General features: G+C 63.3%; 16 protein-coding genes. 15 read left to right on the top strand and 1 reads right to left on the bottom strand.

The features are described 5' to 3' along the window. Positions 1–215: 215 nt before the first annotated feature. From rpoB to AC3A6I_RS09590, 3 genes are all read left to right on the top strand, one after another. Positions 216–4,361, top strand: a complete 4,146-nt coding sequence (gene rpoB, locus AC3A6I_RS09600; protein ID WP_487543461.1) for a DNA-directed RNA polymerase subunit beta — start codon at positions 216–218, stop codon at positions 4,359–4,361. 79 nt (positions 4,362–4,440) lie between these two features. After that, positions 4,441–8,640, top strand: coding sequence for a DNA-directed RNA polymerase subunit beta' (gene rpoC / locus AC3A6I_RS09595; protein ID WP_487543460.1), 4,200 nt, complete (start codon positions 4,441–4,443; stop codon positions 8,638–8,640). Positions 8,641–8,800: 160 nt separating this feature from the next. Next, entirely contained in the window at positions 8,801–9,463 is a 663-nt protein-coding gene (locus tag AC3A6I_RS09590) for an O-methyltransferase (protein WP_487543459.1), read from the top strand. 150 nt (positions 9,464–9,613) lie between these two features. Here AC3A6I_RS09590 and AC3A6I_RS09585 read toward each other — a convergent pair whose 3' ends face one another. Then, positions 9,614–10,081 (bottom strand): YbjN domain-containing protein, encoded by a 468-nt coding sequence (locus AC3A6I_RS09585; protein ID WP_487543458.1) that lies wholly within the window; start codon positions 10,079–10,081, stop codon positions 9,614–9,616. A 512-nt stretch (positions 10,082–10,593) separates the two neighbouring features. Between AC3A6I_RS09585 and rpsL the strand changes: the two genes are divergently transcribed. The 12 genes from rpsL to rpsC all read left to right on the top strand — a co-directional run bounded on the left by rpsL (position 10,594) and on the right by rpsC (position 19,170). Further along, the gene (gene rpsL / locus AC3A6I_RS09580) at positions 10,594–10,965 is read left to right on the top strand and encodes a 30S ribosomal protein S12 (RefSeq protein WP_291392968.1); all 372 of its coding nucleotides are present in this window, start codon (positions 10,594–10,596) and stop codon (positions 10,963–10,965) included. A gap of 12 nt (positions 10,966–10,977) precedes the next feature. Continuing rightward, a complete protein-coding gene (rpsG, locus tag AC3A6I_RS09575; RefSeq protein WP_487543457.1) occupies positions 10,978–11,448 on the top strand; it encodes a 30S ribosomal protein S7 in 471 nt (156 codons plus the stop codon). A gap of 16 nt (positions 11,449–11,464) precedes the next feature. Continuing rightward, positions 11,465–13,555 (top strand): elongation factor G, encoded by a 2,091-nt coding sequence (fusA, locus tag AC3A6I_RS09570; protein ID WP_487543456.1) that lies wholly within the window; start codon positions 11,465–11,467, stop codon positions 13,553–13,555. Positions 13,556–13,614: 59 nt separating this feature from the next. After that, positions 13,615–14,805: an elongation factor Tu gene (gene tuf, locus AC3A6I_RS09565; protein WP_487543455.1), complete on the top strand. Its 1,191-nt coding sequence runs from the start codon at positions 13,615–13,617 to the stop codon at positions 14,803–14,805. 66 nt (positions 14,806–14,871) lie between these two features. Next, on the top strand, positions 14,872–15,180 hold the full coding sequence (gene rpsJ, locus AC3A6I_RS09560) for a 30S ribosomal protein S10 (RefSeq protein WP_423067695.1): 309 nt from the start codon (positions 14,872–14,874) through the stop codon (positions 15,178–15,180). A gap of 95 nt (positions 15,181–15,275) precedes the next feature. Then, positions 15,276–15,977 carry a 50S ribosomal protein L3 gene (rplC, locus tag AC3A6I_RS09555; protein WP_487543454.1) on the top strand — a complete coding sequence of 234 codons (702 nt, stop codon included), beginning with the start codon at positions 15,276–15,278 and terminating at the stop codon, positions 15,975–15,977. After that, a complete protein-coding gene (rplD, locus tag AC3A6I_RS09550) occupies positions 15,977–16,597 on the top strand; it encodes a 50S ribosomal protein L4 (RefSeq protein WP_487543453.1) in 621 nt (206 codons plus the stop codon). Before rplC ends, rplD begins: the two co-directional genes overlap by 1 nt. After that, positions 16,594–16,887: a 50S ribosomal protein L23 gene (locus AC3A6I_RS09545; RefSeq protein ID WP_487543452.1), complete on the top strand. Its 294-nt coding sequence runs from the start codon at positions 16,594–16,596 to the stop codon at positions 16,885–16,887. The genes rplD and AC3A6I_RS09545 overlap by 4 nt, the downstream gene beginning before the upstream one ends. 15 nt (positions 16,888–16,902) lie before the next feature. Further along, positions 16,903–17,742, top strand: a complete 840-nt coding sequence (rplB, locus tag AC3A6I_RS09540; protein WP_487543451.1) for a 50S ribosomal protein L2 — start codon at positions 16,903–16,905, stop codon at positions 17,740–17,742. A 3-nt stretch (positions 17,743–17,745) separates the two neighbouring features. Beyond that, positions 17,746–18,024 (top strand): 30S ribosomal protein S19, encoded by a 279-nt coding sequence (rpsS, locus tag AC3A6I_RS09535; RefSeq protein WP_487543450.1) that lies wholly within the window; start codon positions 17,746–17,748, stop codon positions 18,022–18,024. 1 nt (position 18,025) lies between these two features. Next, positions 18,026–18,406, top strand: a complete 381-nt coding sequence (rplV, locus tag AC3A6I_RS09530; protein ID WP_487543449.1) for a 50S ribosomal protein L22 — start codon at positions 18,026–18,028, stop codon at positions 18,404–18,406. Continuing rightward, positions 18,406–19,170 (top strand): 30S ribosomal protein S3, encoded by a 765-nt coding sequence (rpsC, locus tag AC3A6I_RS09525; RefSeq protein WP_487543448.1) that lies wholly within the window; start codon positions 18,406–18,408, stop codon positions 19,168–19,170. Before rplV ends, rpsC begins: the two co-directional genes overlap by 1 nt. The last annotated feature ends 5 nt before the right edge of the window (positions 19,171–19,175 follow it).

The following is a 19,175-nucleotide window of genomic DNA, read 5'->3' as shown; positions in this document are numbered from 1 at the left end:
AGTTTGAGCAGCGCTTTTCGAGCGATGGTCGGCTTCACTGCGATGGCAACGGGGCAGTGCATTTCCCGTTCCGACGAGTTGCGTTCAACCGGGGCTTCCCTCCCTCTCGCTGAGGCCCCGGCGACAAAAGCAAGGCCAATGTCCTGATGCCCGACGGCTGATAGTCGGGCCTTTGGACATTCGCCTCCGAGACATCGAGAAACTGAGGAGCTGGTATGGCTACCACGTTCAACGGCCGCCGTAAGGTACGCAAGTCTTTCGGCAGCATTCGCGAAGTCACGGAGATGCCGAATCTCATCGAGGTCCAGAAGGCTTCGTATGATCAGTTCCTCATCGTGGACGAGCCCAAAGGCGGTCGTTCCGAAGAGGGGCTGCAGGCCGTCTTCAAGTCCGTCTTCCCGATCACCGACTTTTCTAACACTGCTTCCCTCGAGTTCGTGAAGTACGAGTTCGAGCAGCCCAAGTACGACGTCGACGAGTGCCGGCAGCGCGACATGACCTTCGCAGCGCCCCTCAAGGTGACGCTGCGGCTGATCGTGTTCGAAGTGGACGAGGAGACCGGCGCCCGCTCGGTCAAGGACATCAAGGAGCAGGACGTCTACATGGGCGACATGCCCTTCATGACGTCGAACGGCACCTTCATCGTCAACGGCACCGAGCGCGTGATCGTTTCGCAGATGCACCGCTCGCCGGGCGTGTTCTTCGATCACGACAAGGGCAAGACCCATTCGTCCGGCAAGCTGCTGTTTGCCGCGCGCATCATCCCGTATCGCGGTTCCTGGCTCGACCTCGAGTTCGACGCCAAGGACATCGTCTATGCGCGTATCGACCGTCGCCGCAAGATTCCGGTCACCTCGCTGCTCAAGGCCCTCGGCCTCGACGCGGAGGAGATTCTCGACACCTATTACGACACGGTGAGCTTCGAGAAGACCAAGACCGGCTGGAAGAAGCCGTTCGACGCCGAGAAGATGAAGAACGCCAAGCCGACCTTCGACCTCATCGACGCCAAGACCGGCGACGTTGTGCACGAAGGCGGCAAGAAGCTTTCGCCGCGGCAGGCCAAGAAGCTCGCCGAGGGTGGCCTCACGCATCTCGCGGTCGTCGAGGAAGACCTCTATGGGCAGTACATCGCCCAGGACCTGGTCAACCTCAAGACCGGTGAGATCTTTGCCGAGGCCGGCGACGAGATCGACGAGAAGCTGCTGACCAAGCTCAAGGACGCCGGCTTCGACGAGCTGCCGATCCTCGACATCGACCACGTCACCGTGGGCGCCTACATCCGCAACACGCTGGCGATCGACAAGAACGAGTCCCGTGAGGACGCGCTGTTCGACATCTACCGCGTCATGCGCCCGGGCGAGCCGCCGACCGTCGAAACCGCCGAAGCCATGTTCAAGTCGCTGTTCTTCGACAGCGAGCGCTACGACCTGTCGGCCGTGGGCCGCGTGAAGATGAACATGCGTCTCGATCGCGACGTCGAGGACACCGTCCGCATCCTGCTCAAGGAAGACATTGTCGAGGTCATCCGCACCCTCGTCGACCTCCGCGACGGCAAGGGCGAGATCGACGACATCGACAATCTCGGCAACCGCCGCGTGCGTTCGGTCGGCGAGCTGATGGAGAACCACTACCGGCTCGGCTTGCTCCGCATGGAGCGCGCCATCAAGGAGCGCATGTCGTCGGTCGAAATCGACACCGTCATGCCGCAGGACCTGATCAACGCCAAGCCCGCGGCTGCCGCCGTGCGCGAGTTCTTCGGCTCCTCGCAGCTTTCGCAGTTCATGGACCAGACCAATCCGCTCTCGGAAGTCTCGCACAAGCGTCGTCTCTCGGCGCTCGGGCCTGGCGGTCTCACCCGTGAGCGCGCCGGCTTCGAAGTCCGTGACGTGCACCCGACGCACTATGGCCGTATCTGCCCGATCGAGACGCCGGAAGGCCCGAACATCGGTCTGATCAACAACCTCGCGACCTACGCCCACGTCAACAAGTACGGCTTCATCGAGACCCCGTACCGCAAGATCGTGGACGGCAAGGTGACCGACGAGGTCGTCTACCTGTCCGCCATGGAAGAGGCCAAGCACTACGTCGCTCAGGCCAACGCCAAGCTGACCGCCAAGGGCGAATTCGCCGATGACCTGGTCGTGGCCCGCCACGCCGGCGACAACGGCCTGACGCCCAAGGAGACGATCGACCTGATGGACGTGTCGCCGAAGCAGGTGATTTCGGTCGCCGCCTCGCTGATCCCGTTCCTCGAGAACGACGACGCCAACCGCGCCCTGATGGGCTCGAACATGCAGAAGCAGGCCGTGCCGTTGCTGCGTGCCGAGGCTCCCTTCGTGGGCACGGGCATGGAGTCGGTCGTGGCTCGTGACTCGGGCGCCGCCATCGTCGCCAAGCGCAAGGGCATCGTCGACCAGGTGGATGCGACCCGTATCGTTATTCGCGCTACCGAAGAGACCGATCCGGGCAAGCCGGGCGTCGACATCTACAACCTGATGAAGTTCCAGCGTTCGAACCAGTCGACCTGCATCAACCAGCGCCCGCTGGTGGTGGTGGGCGACCACGTCGAAGCCGGCGACATCGTTGCGGATGGCCCGTCCACCGACCTGGGCGATCTGGCTCTCGGCCGGAACGTGCTGGTCGCCTTCATGCCGTGGAATGGCTACAACTTCGAAGACTCGATCCTGCTCAGCGAGAAGATCGCCATGCAGGACGTGTTCACCTCGATCCACATCGAGGAATACGAAGTGATGGCCCGCGATACCAAGCTCGGCCCCGAGGAAATCACCCGCGACATTCCGAACGTTTCGGAAGAAGCGCTGAAGAACCTCGACGAAGCCGGTATCGTCCACATCGGTGCCGAAGTCGCTGCCGGTGACATCCTCGTCGGCAAGATCACGCCGAAGGGCGAAAGCCCGATGACGCCGGAAGAAAAGCTCCTCCGCGCCATCTTCGGCGAGAAGGCCTCGGACGTCCGTGATACCTCGCTCCGCGTGCCCCCGGGCGATGCTGGTACTGTCGTTGAAGTGCGCGTGTTCAACCGCCACGGCATCGACAAGGACGAGCGCGCCATGGCCATCGAGCGCGAGGAAATCGAGCGTCTCGCCAAGGACCGTGACGACGAGCAGTCGATCCTCGACCGCAACGTCTATGCGCGGCTGAAGGAAATGCTGTTCGGCAAGACCGCCACGACCGGTCCCAAGGGCTATGTCGCCGGCACCAAGCTGAACGACGCGACCTTCGACGCCCAGCCGCGGTCCAAGTGGTGGCAGTTCGCCCTCGACGACGACAAGGTCATGGCCGAGATGGAGGCCCTCCACGCCCAGTACGAGGAGAGCCGCAAGCTGCTCGAGCAGCGCTTCATCGACAAGGTCGACAAGCTGCAGCGCGGTGACGAACTTCCGCCGGGCGTGATGAAGATGGTCAAGGTCTTCGTCGCGACCAAGCGCAAGATCCAGCCGGGCGACAAGATGGCCGGCCGTCACGGCAACAAGGGTGTGGTTTCCCGCATCGTGCCGGTCGAGGACATGCCGTATCTTGAAGACGGCACCTCGGTCGATATCGTGCTGAACCCGCTCGGCGTGCCGTCGCGCATGAACGTCGGCCAGATCCTCGAGACGCATCTCGGCTGGGCATGCCGCGGCGTGGGCAAGAAGATCGACGAGATGATGCGTGCCTACCAGCAGAAGGGCGACCTGACGCCGCTCAAGAAGCAGATCAGCGCGCTCTATGACGGTGACGACTATGTCTCCGGCCTCGACGACGACAGCGTCCTGCGCCTCGGCGAGCACCTTTCCAAGGGTGTGCCGATCGCAACGCCGGTCTTCGACGGCGCCAAGGAAGCCGACATCGTCACCATGCTGGAGCAGGCCGGGCTGAAGTCGTCGGGTCAGTCGACCGTCTTCGACGGCCGCACCGGCGAGCAGTTCGATCGTCAGGTGACCGTGGGCTACATCTATATGCTGAAGCTCCACCACCTCGTGGACGACAAGATCCACGCGCGCTCGATCGGTCCGTACTCGCTCGTTACCCAGCAGCCGCTGGGCGGCAAGGCGCAGTTCGGCGGCCAGCGCTTCGGCGAAATGGAAGTGTGGGCCCTGGAGGCGTATGGCGCTGCCTATACCCTGCAGGAAATGCTGACCATCAAGTCGGACGACGTTGCCGGTCGTACCAAGGTCTATGAGGCGATCGTCAGAGGCGACGACACCTTCGAGGCGGGCATCCCCGAGAGCTTCAACGTTCTCGTCAAGGAAATCCGCTCTCTCGGCCTCAATGTGGAACTGGACACTTTCGAAGGCGAAACCCTGTCCCAGGGTGGGCCGGCGGACCAGCTCCCATCTCCTCAGAACGCGGCGGAATAACCGTCTGCCGAGTTCACCCCCCAATCACTTCGGAACTCGGAGCCTGAGCGCTCCGAGCCTCCGATAAGAGGAGCACCTTATGACTACTCATCACGTAATGGACCCGTTCAACCCGCAGGTCCCGGTTCAGATGTTCGATCAGATGAAAATCTCGATCGCATCGCCCGAGAAAATCCTGAGCTGGTCCTACGGCGAGATCAAGAAGCCCGAGACCATCAACTACCGTACCTTCAAGCCCGAGCGCGACGGCCTGTTCTGCGCGCGCATCTTTGGGCCGACCAAGGACTACGAGTGCCTGTGCGGCAAGTACAAGCGCATGAAGTTCAAGGGCGTCATCTGCGAGAAGTGCGGCGTTGAAGTCACCCTGTCGCGCGTCCGTCGCGAGCGCATGGGCCACATCGAGCTCGCCGCTCCGGTTGCGCACATCTGGTTCCTGAAGTCGCTGCCCTCGCGCATCGCGCTGCTGCTCGACATGACCCTCAAGGACATCGAGCGCATCCTCTATTTCGAGCAGTATGTCGTGCTGGACCCGGGTCTGACCCCGTTCGGCGTGAACGAACTCGTCACCGAGGAGCAGTATCTCGACGCGCAGGATCAGTACGGCGCCGACACCTTCACCGCCAAGATCGGCGCTGAGGCCATCCGCGACCTGCTGCTCTCGCTCGACCTCGAGAAGATCGCCGCCGACCTCCGCGTGGAGATCGCCGAGGCGACCACCGAGCTGAAGCCCAAGAAGCTGGCCAAGCGCCTGAAGATCGTCGAGCAGTTCATCGTCTCGGGCAACAAGCCCGAGTGGATGATCATGACCGTCATCCCGGTCATTCCGCCCGAGCTCCGCCCGCTCGTCCCGCTGGACGGCGGCCGCTTCGCCACGTCCGATCTCAACGACCTCTACCGTCGTGTGATCAACCGCAACAACCGCCTGAAGCGCCTGATCGAACTGCGCGCCCCGGACATCATCATCCGCAACGAGAAGCGCATGCTTCAGGAAGCGGTGGATGCGCTGTTCGACAACGGCCGCCGTGGCCGCACCATCACCGGTGCAAACAAGCGTCCGCTGAAGTCGCTGTCCGATATGCTCAAGGGCAAGCAGGGCCGGTTCCGTCAGAACCTGCTCGGCAAGCGCGTGGACTATTCCGGCCGTTCGGTGATCACCGTGGGTCCGGAGCTGAAGCTCCACCAGTGCGGCCTGCCCAAGAAGATGGCGCTCGAGCTGTTCAAGCCGTTCATCTACTCGCGTCTCGAGGCCAAGGGTCTGTCGTCGACCGTCAAGCAGGCCAAGAAGCTCGTCGAGAAGGAGAAGCCCGAGGTTTGGGATATCCTCGATGAAGTGATCCGCGAGCACCCGGTTCTGCTGAACCGCGCTCCGACCCTTCACCGTCTGGGCATCCAGGCGTTCGAGCCGCACCTGATCGAAGGCAAGGCGATCCAGCTGCACCCGCTCGTCTGCGCGGCGTTCAACGCCGACTTCGACGGTGACCAGATGGCCGTGCACGTCCCGCTGTCGCTTGAAGCGCAGCTGGAAGCACGCGTGCTGATGATGTCGACCAACAACATCCTGCACCCCGCCAACGGCCAGCCGATCATCGTGCCGAGCCAGGACATCGTGCTGGGTCTCTACCACCTGTCGTTGATGAACGATAAGGAGCCGGGCGAAGGCATGGCGTTCTCCGACATGGGCGAGCTGGAGCATGCGCTGGCGACCGGCGTCGTGACCATGCACACCAAGATCAAGGGCCGCGTCGACGTCTATGACGAAGACGGCAGGCACTCGACCGAGGTCGTGGAAACCACGCCCGGTCGCATGATCATCGGCAAGCTGCTCCCCAAGAGCATCAAGGTCCCGTACGCCACGGCCAACCAGCTGATGACCAAGAAGATGATCTCCAAGATGATCGACACCGTGTATCGCGGTTGCGGTCAGAAGGAGACGGTCATCTTCTGTGACCGGATCATGGACCTGGGCTTCAAGCACGCTGCCCGCGCCGGCATCTCGTTCGGCAAGGACGACATGGTTATCCCGGCGTCCAAGTACAAAATCGTCGAGGACACCCGTAAGCTGGTTGAGGAATTCGAGCAGCAGTACAATGACGGCCTGATCACTCAGGGCGAAAAGTACAACAAGGTCGTCGACGCCTGGGCCAAGTGCGGTGACAAGGTCGCCGAGGAGATGATGAAGGGTATTGCCGCGGTCAAGTTCGACCCGGAGACCGGCCGTCAGCTCCCGATCAACTCGGTCTACATGATGTCCCACTCGGGCGCCCGCGGTTCGCCGGCGCAGATGAAGCAGCTTGCCGGTATGCGCGGCCTGATGGCGCGTCCGGACGGCTCGATCATCGAGACCCCGATCACGGCCAACTTCAAGGAGGGCCTGAACGTTCTCGAGTACTTCAACTCGACCCACGGCGCCCGTAAGGGGCTCGCGGACACCGCGCTGAAGACCGCGAACTCGGGGTACCTGACCCGTCGTCTCGTCGACGTGGCACAGGACTCGATCATCACCGAGATCGACTGCGGCACCGATCGCGGCCTGACGATGGAGCCCATCGTCGATGCCGGCCAGATCGTGGCGTCCCTGGGTCAGCGTATCCTGGGCCGTACCGCGGCCGACGATATCGTCAACCCGGAGAATGGCGACGTCATCGTCGCCAAGGGCACGCTGCTCACCGAGAAGGACGTCGAGGTCATCGAGTCCTACAAGGTCCAGTCGGTTCGCATCCGCTCGCCGCTGACCTGCGATCTGCGCACCGGTTGCTGCGCCGCCTGCTATGGCCGCGACCTGGCGCGTGGCACGCCCGTCAACATCGGCGAGGCGGTTGGCGTCATCGCCGCCCAGTCGATCGGCGAGCCGGGTACGCAGCTCACCATGCGCACGTTCCACATCGGTGGCACGGCGCAGGTGGTGGACTCGTCCTATCTCGAGGCTGGCGCCGAGGGTAAGGTCGAGATCCGCAACCGGAACGTGGCCAAGATCGAGGGCAACCAGCTGATCGCCATGGGTCGTAACGTCACCATCGCCATCCTCGATCAGGACGGCAAGGAGCGCACCACGCACCGCGTCACCTACGGTGCCAAGCTCCGTGTCGACGATGGTTCCGAGGTCAAGCGCGGTCAGCGTATCGCCGAATGGGATCCGTACACCCGCCCGATCCTGGCGGAAGTCGAAGGCGAAGTGGCCTTCGAGGATCTGGTCGACGGCGCCTCCGTGGCGGAAACCACCGACGAGACGACGGGCTTCACCAAGCGCGTGGTCATCGATTGGCGTGGCAACCAGCGTTCGGACAGTCTCAAGCCGGCGATCACGGTCAGGCGCGGCGACGCCGTCGTCAAGCTCGATCGCGGCGGCGAGGCCCGGTACCTGCTCTCGGTCGACGCGGTCATCGCCGTCGAGCCTGGCGAGAAGGTGTCTCCGGGTGACGTTCTTGCGCGTATCCCGCTCGAGAGCGCCAAGACCAAGGACATCACCGGCGGTCTGCCGCGTGTGGCCGAGCTGTTCGAGGCCCGTCGTCCGAAGGATCACGCGATCATTGCCGAAATCACCGGCACGATCCGCTTCGGCCGCGACTACAAGAACAAGCGCCGGATCATCATCGAGGCCTCGGAAGAGGGCGCCGATCCCGTCGAGTACCTGATCCCGAAGGGCAAGCCGTTCCACCTGCAGGAAGGCGACACCATCGAGAAGGGTGAGTACATCCTCGACGGCAACCCGGCACCGCACGACATCCTGGCGATCAAGGGCGTCGAGGAGCTCGCTCGCTACCTCGTCAACGAGATCCAGGAAGTCTACCGTCTCCAGGGCGTGCTGATTAACGACAAGCACATCGAGGTGATCGTTCGCCAGATGCTGCAGAAGGTCGAGATCACCAACCCGGGCGACAGCGGCATGCTCAAGGACGAGCAGCTCGACAAGCTCGATTTCGATGAGCTCAACGATCAGCTCGTCGCCGATGGCAAGAAGCCGGCGGAGGCCGTTCCGGTGCTCCTCGGCATCACCAAGGCGTCGCTGCAGACCCGCTCGTTCGTGTCGGCCGCGTCCTTCCAGGAAACCACCCGCGTCCTCACCGAGGCGGCGGTTTCCGGCAAGGCCGACCTGCTCGAGGGCCTCAAGGAGAACGTCATCGTCGGCCGGCTCATCCCGGCGGGCACCGGTGCCGGTACCAGTAAGGCCAAGGCCATCGCAGCTCGCCGCGACGAGATGATCCTCGACGAGCGCCGCCGCCAGGCCGAAGCCGTCGCCATCCCGGCCCCGGAAGCGACCCCGGCCGAGCCGGCCGAGTAAGCGATCTCAATCACGACATTCGAAAGGGCCCTCCGGGGCCCTTTCTTTTTTGCGCCGACGCTGCGTCCCCACGAACTCCTGCCTTGGGCGGAACCTGGCTCCGGTCATTGAACCGTCACGCCGCCGGGACTAGAAGCCGCCGAAAGCGATGGAGAGAACGATGAGTGCCGTGTGGACCGAGGTTGACGACTATATCTTCGAAAAGCTGGTCGCCGAGGACGCCGTCCTCGCCGATGCGCTCAAGGCGAACGCCGCTGGCGGGCTCCGCCCCATCGACGTCTCCGCCGCACAGGGCAAGTTTCTGCACCTGCTCGTGCGGATGACCGGCGCCAGGCGCATCCTCGAAGTCGGCACGCTCGGTGCCTATTCGACCATCTGGATGGCGCGCGGCCTGCCGGCCGACGGCCGCGTGGTCACGCTTGAGTACGAACAGAAGCACGCCGACGTCGCGCGTCAGAACATCGAGCGGGCAGGGCTCTCCCACATGATCGACGTCCGCGTCGGCGCCGCCGCCGACACGCTGCCGGTGCTGGCAGCGGAGAAGCCGGAGCCCTTCGACTTCGTCTTCATCGACGCCGACAAGCCGAGCAACACCATCTATCTCGACTGGGCCATCAAGCTCGGCCGTCCCGGCACCGTGATCGTCCTCGACAACGTGGTCCGCGACGGCCAGCTCGCCAACGCGGCCAGCACCGACCCTAACGTCATGGGCAGCCGCGGCGCCTTCGAGCTCATCGCCGGCAACCCGCGCCTCTCCGCCACTGCGCTGCAGACAGTCGGCGCCAAGGGCTATGACGGCTTCGCGGTGATGATCCTCGACTAAGGGCGGACAGAACCCCATTCGCCGCAAGCCACCGGCTGTCACCCCTGCGAAAGCAGGGGACCATCCCTCCGCCAGCGCAGGGAGCGAAATGGATCCCTGCTTGCGCAGGGATGACAATCCGTGGGGTGGCTGAGCCTTTAGGAGACGCTACTACGGCGCCTTGTACCCGACATAGGCGGTGTACTCGCCAAGCAGCACCGACCACAGGCTGAACGCGGCGTCGAGGTTGTCGCGCGAGACACCGTGCTCAAGATTCACGTCGAATTCGAGCGCTGCGTCCAGGTCGGCATCGAGATAGGCGTTGCCGAAGCGCTTGTCGCGGTTCCAGGCATTGAGGGCGTCCATGGTCGGCTTCACCCCGGCAAAGGCAGAATAGAAGTTGAGGTCCTCGCACCCCTTGCCGTCCGGACCGCAGTTCATGAAGAACACGTAGTAGGGCACGCCCTTGATGTTGCCGGCGATACGCGGCGCGCCGCCTGGCTGGTCCTCGAGTTCGGCTGCGCCATAGCCCCGGGCGAGCGTCACGATGTCGTCCACCTGGCTGGCATCGACCAGCTCCTGCGCCGCAGCCGGAACGGCCACGGCGGCGAGCGCGGCGGCAAGCAAAGCGGATCTCATCGAAAGGCTCCTCGCGAAAAACGTGGGCCACCCTACACGTTCGGCGCCGACCGGCCAATCGGTGGTGGCGAGGGCAGGGGGCAGATCCGAGAATCCAGAGGAAAGCCGCGTGCCGCGGCTGGTCAAAGCCATGCGTTGCGGGCAGGTTAGCCCTGTCGACCCTCCTGCTGCCGTCCGGATGCGGAAATTCCCCGGATGAGCAGGCTTTCGAGCATGACTTGCTCGCGAAAGAATCCTTGACGAGGGGACTCACTGCCCATATAGAGGCGCAACCTTAGCGGTCGGTCGTGAAGTTCACGCGGGTATCTGCCACCTAGAGCGGGCATCCAGGAACCTCAAACACACTGCCAAAGGCACGAGACGACGACAAATCTTTGTGCGCATGAACGTCGGTAATCCCGGCGGTCCGCTGCAATAAGAGGCGCCGCTGCCCCTTGGAGGGCGGACCTGGTGCCCCTTTTGGTTTGTTTGCGTCCTCGACCAGTGAATTTCGGACCGATGGAAAGAGCGCAATGCCGACCATTAATCAGTTGATCCGCAAGCCTCGGGCGTCCAAGCCCAAGCGGAACAAAGTACCGGCGATGGAAGCAAACCCGCAGAAGCGCGGCGTGTGCTCTCGCGTCTATACGACTACCCCCAAGAAGCCGAACTCGGCTCTCCGCAAGGTCGCCAAGGTCCGTCTGACCACCTCGCGCGAAGTCATTTCCTACATCCCCGGCGAAGGCCACAACCTGCAGGAGCACTCCGTGGTGCTCATTCGCGGTGGCCGTGTGCGCGACCTGCCGGGTGTGCGCTACCACGTGCTGCGCGGCGTTCTCGACACCCAGTCGGTGAAGGATCGCAAGCAGCGCCGTTCCAAATACGGCGCGAAGCGGCCGAAGTAAGGAGCAGATCAGATGTCCCGTCGTCACGCAGCTGAAAAGCGCGAAGTCAACCCCGATCCCAAGTTCGGCGATATCGTCGTCTCCAAGTTCATGAACTCGCTCATGGAAGACGGCAAGAAGTCGGTCGCCGAGTCGATCGTCTACGGCGCCTTCGACCTGGTGCAGGCCAAGCTGAAGCAGGATCCGATCACCGTGTTCCACGGTGCGCTGGACAACATCCGCCCGGCCGTCGAAGTGCGTTCGCGCCGCGTCGGTGGTGCCACCTACCAGGTTCCGGTTGAGGTCCGTACCGACCGCCAGCAGGCTCTCGCCATTCGCTGGCTCATCGAGTCCGCCCGCAAGCGTGGCGAGCACACCATGAAGGAGCGCCTGTCCGGCGAGCTCATGGATGCCGTCAACGGTCGCGGCCAGGCCGTCAAGAAACGCGAAGACACGCACCGTATGGCTGACGCCAACCGTGCCTTCTCGCACTACCGCTGGTAACGGAAGGCTCCTCGCAATGGCCCGCGAATACCCGATCAATCACTATCGTAACTTCGGCATCATGGCCCACATTGATGCCGGCAAGACGACCACGACCGAGCGTATCCTCTACTACACCGGCAAGTCTCACAAGATCGGCGAAGTCCACGACGGCGCCGCGACCATGGACTGGATGGAGCAGGAGCAGGAACGCGGCATCACCATCACGTCGGCCGCTACCACGACGTTCTGGAAGGGCCGTGACGGTACTCAGTTCCGTTTCAACATCATCGATACCCCCGGCCACGTGGACTTCACCATTGAAGTCGAGCGTTCGCTGCGCGTGCTCGACGGCGCCATCGCGCTGCTCGACGGCAACCAGGGTGTCGAGCCGCAGACGGAGACCGTCTGGCGGCAGGCCGACAAGTACAACGTCCCGCGTCTGATCTTCGTCAACAAGATGGACAAGACCGGCGCCGATTTCTACTTCTGCCTCGACACGCTGGACAAGCGCCTGGGCATCAAGCCGGTGGTCATGCAGCTGCCGATCGGTGCCGAGAGCGAGTTCAAGGGCGTCGTCGACCTGATCGAGATGAATGCTCTGGTCTGGCGCAACGAAGAGCTGGGCGCCCAGTGGGACGTGGTCGAGATCCCCGAGGATCTGAAGGCCCGCGCTGCCGAGTACCGGGAGAAGCTGGTCGAGACCGCCGTCGAGATGGACGATGCGGCCACCGAGGCCTACCTCAACGGCGAGATGCCGGACAACGACACGCTGCGCCGGCTGATCCGCAAGGGCACCTGCGACGTGAAGCTGTACCCGGTGTTCTGCGGTTCGTCCTTCAAGAACAAGGGCGTGCAGCCGCTGCTGGATGGCGTCATCGACTTCCTGCCGGCTCCGACCGACATTCCGGCGATCAAGGGTATCGACGTCAAGACCGATGCCGAGATCGAGCGTCACGCAACCGACAGCGAGCCGCTGTCGATGCTGGCCTTCAAGATCGCCAACGACCCGCACATGGGCTCGCTGACCTTCTGCCGCATCTACTCGGGTCACCTCGAGGCCGGTGCGATGCTGGAGAACACGGTCAAGGAGAAGAAGGAACGCGTCGGTCGCATGTTCCAGATGCACGCGAATTCTCGCGAGCAGATCAACGAGGCCTTCGCCGGTGACATCGTCGCCATCGTCGGCCTCAAGGACACGACCACGGGTGATACGCTCTCGGATCCGGCCCACAAGGTCATCCTCGAGCGCATGGAGTTCCCGGAGCCGGTCATCGACATCGCTGTCGAACCGAAGTCGAAGGCCGACCAGGAGAAGATGGGCCTTGCCCTGGCTCGCCTGGCTGCCGAGGACCCGTCGTTCCGCGTCAAGACCGATGAAGAGTCGGGCCAGACGATCATCTCGGGCATGGGCGAGCTTCACCTCGACATTCTCGTCGATCGCATGAAGCGCGAGTTCAAGGTGGAAGCCAACATCGGTGCGCCCCAGGTGGCTTACCGCGAGGCGATCACCCGCACGGTCGAGCATGACTACACCCACAAGAAGCAGTCGGGTGGTTCGGGTCAGTTCGCGCGTATCAAGTTCCGCATCGAGCCCAACGAGCCGGGCGCGGGTTTCGCGTTCACCTCGGAAGTCGTCGGCGGCAACGTGCCGAAGGAATACGTTCCGGGCGTGCAGAAGGGTGTGGAGTCGGTCATGGGCGCAGGCCCGATCATCGGCTTCCCGATCGTGGACATCAAGTTCGCGCTCACCGACGGTGCCTACCACGACGTGGACTCCTCGGTTCTCGCCTTCGAAATCGCCGGCCGTGCGGGCTTCCGCGAGGCCATCGAGAAGGCGGCTCCGAAGATCCTCGAGCCGATCATGCGGGTTGAAGTTCTCACCCCGGAAGACTATGTCGGCGACGTCATCGGCGACCTGAACTCCCGCCGCGGTCAGATCCGCGGCACCGAGGCTCGGGGTATCGCTCAGGTGATCGACGCGATGGTGCCCCTCGCCAACATGTTTGGCTACGTGAACTCGCTGCGTTCCATGTCTCAGGGCCGCGCGCAGTACACCATGACGTTTGACCACTACGAGCAGGTGCCGCAGGCGGTCGCTCAGGAGGTTCAGGCGAAGTACGCCTGATCTTCCAACCCAAGAAGAACCCAACTCCAGCCACCAAAGGCTGAATACGGAGAATAGTGATGGCTAAGGAAAAGTTTTCCCGCACCAAGCCGCATTGCAACATCGGCACCATCGGTCACGTCGACCACGGCAAGACCTCGCTGACGGCTGCAATCACCAAGGTGCTGGCTGAGACCGGCGGCGCGACCTTCAAGGCGTACGACCAGATCGACGCCGCGCCGGAAGAGAAGGCCCGCGGCATCACCATCAACACCGCTCACGTCGAGTACGAGACGACCAACCGTCACTACGCTCACGTCGACTGCCCCGGCCACGCCGACTATGTGAAGAACATGATCACCGGCGCGGCCCAGATGGACGGCGCGATCCTGGTCGTGTCGGCTGCCGATGGCCCGATGCCGCAGACCCGCGAGCACATCCTGCTCGCCCGTCAGGTCGGTGTGCCGGCCCTGGTGGTGTTCCTGAACAAGTGCGACATGGTCGACGATCCGGAACTGCTCGAGCTCGTCGAACTCGAGGTGCGCGAGCTGCTCAGCTCGTACGAATTCCCGGGCGACGATATTCCGATCGTCAAGGGTTCGGCTCTGGCCGCCCTCGAGGACTCGGACAAGACGCTTGGCCACGACGCCATTCTCGAGCTGATGCGCCATGTCGATGCGTACATTCCGCAGCCGGAGCGTCCGATCGACCAGCCGTTCCTGATGCCGATCGAAGACGTGTTCTCGATCTCGGGTCGCGGCACCGTGGTGACCGGCCGTGTCGAGCGCGGTATCGTCAAGGTTGGTGAGGAAGTCGAGATCGTCGGCATCAAGACCACCCAGAAGACGACCGTGACCGGCGTCGAAATGTTCCGCAAGCTGCTCGATCAGGGCCAGGCTGGCGACAACATCGGTGCGCTGATCCGTGGTATCGACCGTACTCAGGTCGAGCGCGGCCAGGTCCTCTGCAAGCCCGGTTCGGTCAACCCGCACACCGAGTTCGTGGCCGAGGCCTACATCCTCACCAAGGAAGAGGGTGGCCGTCACACGCCGTTCTTTGCGAACTACCGTCCGCAGTTCTACTTCCGCACGACCGACGTGACGGGTGTGGTGACGCTGCCGGAAGGCACCGAGATGGTCATGCCTGGCGACAACGTGAATATCAACGTCCAGCTGATCGTGCCGATCGCCATGGAAGAGAAGCTCCGCTTCGCTATCCGTGAAGGTGGCCGCACCGTCGGCGCCGGCGTCGTCGCCAAGATCCTGAAGTAAGGCCTGCAATGGCTGGCGCGGCGCGCCTCAAGCGCGCCGCGCTCCATTTTTCGCTGGGAAAGCAAGATGAACGGTCAAAACATTCGCATCCGGCTCAAGGCCTTTGACCACCGTGTCCTCGACAACTCCACCCGGGAGATCGTGAACACGGCAAAGCGCACGGGTGCGCAGGTGCGCGGGCCGATCCCGCTGCCCACACAGATTGAGAAGTTCACGGTCAACCGTTCGCCGCACATCGACAAGAAGTCGCGCGAGCAGTTCGAGATCCGCACGCACAAGCGTCTGCTCGATATCGTTGACCCGACCCCGCAGACGGTCGACGCGCTGATGAAGCTCGATCTGGCCGCCGGTGTCGACGTCGAGATCAAGCTCTAAGTCGAGCAACGAGTAGAGAGTTTTCGCGCTGACCATCCAAAGGGTCCTCTTGGATAATGACCCGGTCAAGCGCCAAAGAGAGAAGGTAACAACCGATGCGTTCTGGTTTGATCGCACAGAAGGTGGGGATGACCCGACTGTTCATGGAGGACGGCACGCACGTCCCCGTGACCGTGCTCAGCCTCGAGAACTGCCAGGTCGTGGGTCAGCGCACGCAGGAGAAGGACGGCTACACCGCCCTCCAGCTCGGCGCCGGCACCGTGAAGGCCAAGAACATCACCAAGGCGGATCGTGGCCAGTTCGCGGTCGCCAAGGTCGAACCGAAGCGCCAGATAACTGAGTTTCGTGTCGATCCTGCGAACCTGATCGAAGTGGGCGCCACCTTCCAGGCCGACCATTTCGTCGAGGGCCAGCTGGTGGATGTCACCGGCACCTCGATCGGTAAGGGTTTCGCCGGCGGCATGAAGCGCTGGAACTTCGGTGGCCTGCGCGCCACGCACGGTGTGTCCGTCTCTCACCGCTCGCACGGTTCGACCGGCCAGCGTCAGGACCCCGGCAAGGTGTTCAAGGGCAAGAAGATGGCCGGCCACATGGGCGACCGTCGCATCACCACCCAGAACCTCAAGGTCGTGCGCACCGATGTGGAGCGCGGGCTGATCATGGTCGAGGGTGCGGTTCCGGGCGCCAAGGGCGGCTGGATCCAGATCAAGGACGCGGTCAAGAAGGCCGCTCACAAGGACGTCGTTGTCCCCGGCTCGTTCAAGCCGGCGGCAGCCGTGGCCGAGGAGACGAAATAATGGAACTCCAGGTCACCACTCTGGACGGCAAGACCGACGGTTCGGTCACCCTGAAGGACGACATTTTCGGTCTGGAAGTCCGCCAGGACATCCTGCACCGCATGGTCCGCTACCAGCAGCTCAAGGCGATGGCCGGCACCCACAAGGTCAAGCACCGCTCCGAGATCGCTTACACCAGCAAGAAGTCGGTGAAGCAGAAGGGTTCTGGCGGCGCTCGTCACGGCAACAAGGCGGCTCCGCAGTTCCGCGGCGGCGGCCGGGCTTTCGGTCCCGAGCCCCGCAGCCATGCGATCGACCTGCCCAAGAAGGTGCGCGCCCTGGCCCTGAAGCATGCGCTTTCGGCCAAGGCCAACGCCGGCGAGCTGGTTGTGGTCTCGAACGTTGCCACCAAGGAGCCCAAGACTGCAGCGCTCGTCGCCCAGTTCGGCAAGCTCGAGTGGACGAATGCTCTGATCATCGACGGCGCCGAGGTTGACAAGAACTTCGCCAACGCGGCCCGCAACATTCCGCAGATCGACGTGCTGCCGGTGCAGGGGATCAATGTCGCCGACATTCTCCGCCGCCATAAGCTCGTTCTGACCAAGGCAGCGCTCGAAGCGCTCGAGGCACGGTTCGCATGAGCAAGTTCACCAACTACGACGTGATCCGCAATCCGGTCGTCACCGAGAAATCGACCATGGCGTCCGAGAACGGCCAGGTCGTGTTCGACGTCGCGATCGACGCCACCAAGACCCAGATCAAGGAAGCCGTCGAGGCTCTCTTCTCGGTCAAGGTGAAGGCGGTCAACACCCTGGTCCGCAAGGGCAAGGTGAAGCGTTTCCGGCAGGAACTTGGCACCCGCAAGGACGTCAAGAAGGCCATTGTCACCCTGGTCGACGGCCAGTCGATCGATATTTCGACCGGCATCTAAGGGGGAGAGCAGAAGATGGGTTTGAAAACTTACAATCCGACCTCCCCGGGTCGCCGCCAGCTGATCACGACCGACCGGTCGGAGCTGTGGACGGGCAAGCCGGTCAAGGCCCTTACCGAGGGTCTGACCAAGAAGGGTGGCCGCAACAACGCCGGTCGCATCACGGCCTATCACCGTGGTGGCGGTCACAAGCGGTCGTACCGTGTCGTCGACTTCCGCCGCACCCGTTGGGATGCGGTCGCTACCGTCGAGCGCCTCGAGTATGATCCGAACCGCACGGCCTGGATCGCGCTGCTGAAGTACGAGGATGGCGAGCTCGCCTATATCGTTGCTCCCCAGCGCCTCGCCGCCGGCGACAAGGTCGTCTCCACGCTCGGCACCGCCGACGTGAAGCCGGGCAATGCCATGCCGCTCGAGCGCATGCCGGTCGGCACGATCGTGCACAACGTCGAGATGAAGCCCCGCAAGGGCGGTCAGATCGCGCGTTCCGCCGGTACCTACGCCCAGTATGTGGGTCGCGATGCCGGCTGGGCCATCCTGCGCCTCAACTCGGGCGAGCAGCGCCGCGTCCATGGCTCATGCCTCGCCACTGTGGGCGCGGTGTCGAACCAGGATCACGCCAACACCTCGATCGGCAAGGCCGGTCGCAGCCGCTGGCTCGGCCGCAAGCCGGTCAACCGCGGTGTGACCATGAACCCGGTCGATCACCCGCATGGTGGTGGTGAAGGCCGTACCTCGGGTGGCCGTCACCCGGTGAGCCCGTGGGGCAAGCCGACCAAGGGCAAGAGGACCCGTTCCAACAAGTCGACGGACAAGTTCATCGTCCGCTCGCGTCACCTGAAGAAGGGCCGCTAAGCCATGTCGCGTTCAGTCTGGAAGGGCCCGTTCGTCGACGGCTATCTGTTCAAGAAGGCAGAGACCTCGCGTTCGAGCGGCCGCAATGAAGTCATCAAGATCTGGAGCCGTCGTTCCACGATCCTGCCGCAGTTCGTCGGCCTGACCTTCGGTGTCCACAACGGCCACAAGCATGTGCCGGTGGCGGTCAGCGAAGAAATGATCGGCCACAAGTTTGGCGAGTTCGCGCCGACCCGGACCTACTACGGTCACGCGGCCGACAAGAAGGCCAAGAGGAAGTAAAATGAGCAAGCCGAAAACTCAGCGCGCGCTCAAGGACAACGAGGCCAAGGCGGTTCTCCGCATGCTTCGTACCTCGGGCCAGAAGCTCAACCTCGTGGCAGCGATGATCCGCGGCAAGAAGGTCGACAAGGCCCTGGCCGAGCTCGAGTTCTCGCGCAAGCGCGTCGCCGGCCCGGTCAGGAAGACGCTCGAGAGCGCCATCGCCAACGCCGAGAACAACCATGGCCTCGATCCCGATAGCCTGGTGGTCGCGGAAGCTTATGTCGGCAACGGCCTGATCATGAAGCGCTTCATGGCCCGCGGTCGCGGTCACGCCGCTCGCCTCGAGCACACGTTCTCGAACCTCACCATTGTGGTTCGCCAAGTTGAGGAGACCGCATAATGGGTCAGAAGATCAACCCGATCGGTCTGCGCCTCGGCATCAACCGCACCTGGGACTCGCGTTGGTACGCCAACAAGGGTGAGTACGGTTCGCTGCTGCAGGAAGACCTGAAGATCCGCGAGACCCTGCTCGAGGACCTCAAGCAGGCCGCGGTCTCCAAGATCGTCATCGAGCGCCCGCACCGCAAGTGCCGCGTGTCGATCCACACTGCCCGTCCGGGCATCGTGATCGGCAAGAAGGGCGCCGACATCGACAAGATCCGCGCCAAGGTGAAGAAGTTCACCGACAGCGAAGTGCACATCAACATCGTTGAAGTGCGCAAGCCGGAAACCGACGCCAACCTCGTGGCGCAGGGCATCGCCCAGCAGCTCGAGCGTCGCGTGGCCTTCCGCCGTGCCATGAAGCGCGCCGTGCAGACGGCGATCCGCATGGGCGCCGGTGGTATCCGCGTCAACGTCGGTGGCCGTCTCGGCGGTGCCGACATCGCCCGTACCGAGTGGTATCGCGAAGGTCGCGTGCCGCTGCACACCCTGCGTGCCGATATCGACTACGGCACTGCCGAAGCCCGTACGACCTACGGCATCATCGGCATCAAGGTGTGGATCTTCAAGGGTGAAGTCCTCGAGCACGATCCGTCGGCGCATGAGCGCCGTGCGACGGAAGCCGGTCCGGGTGATGGTGGTCAGCGTCGCGAGCGCGGCGATCGTGAGGATCGTGGCGATCGCCCGAACCGTCGCGACCGCGAGCGCGAGAACGCGAACTAAGAAGG

The sequence above is a fragment of the Devosia sp. Soil_C_22 genome, from assembly GCF_057657195.1.
The sequence above is the reverse complement of the archived record's forward strand: the minus strand, read 5'-3'. Positions and strand labels throughout refer to the sequence as shown.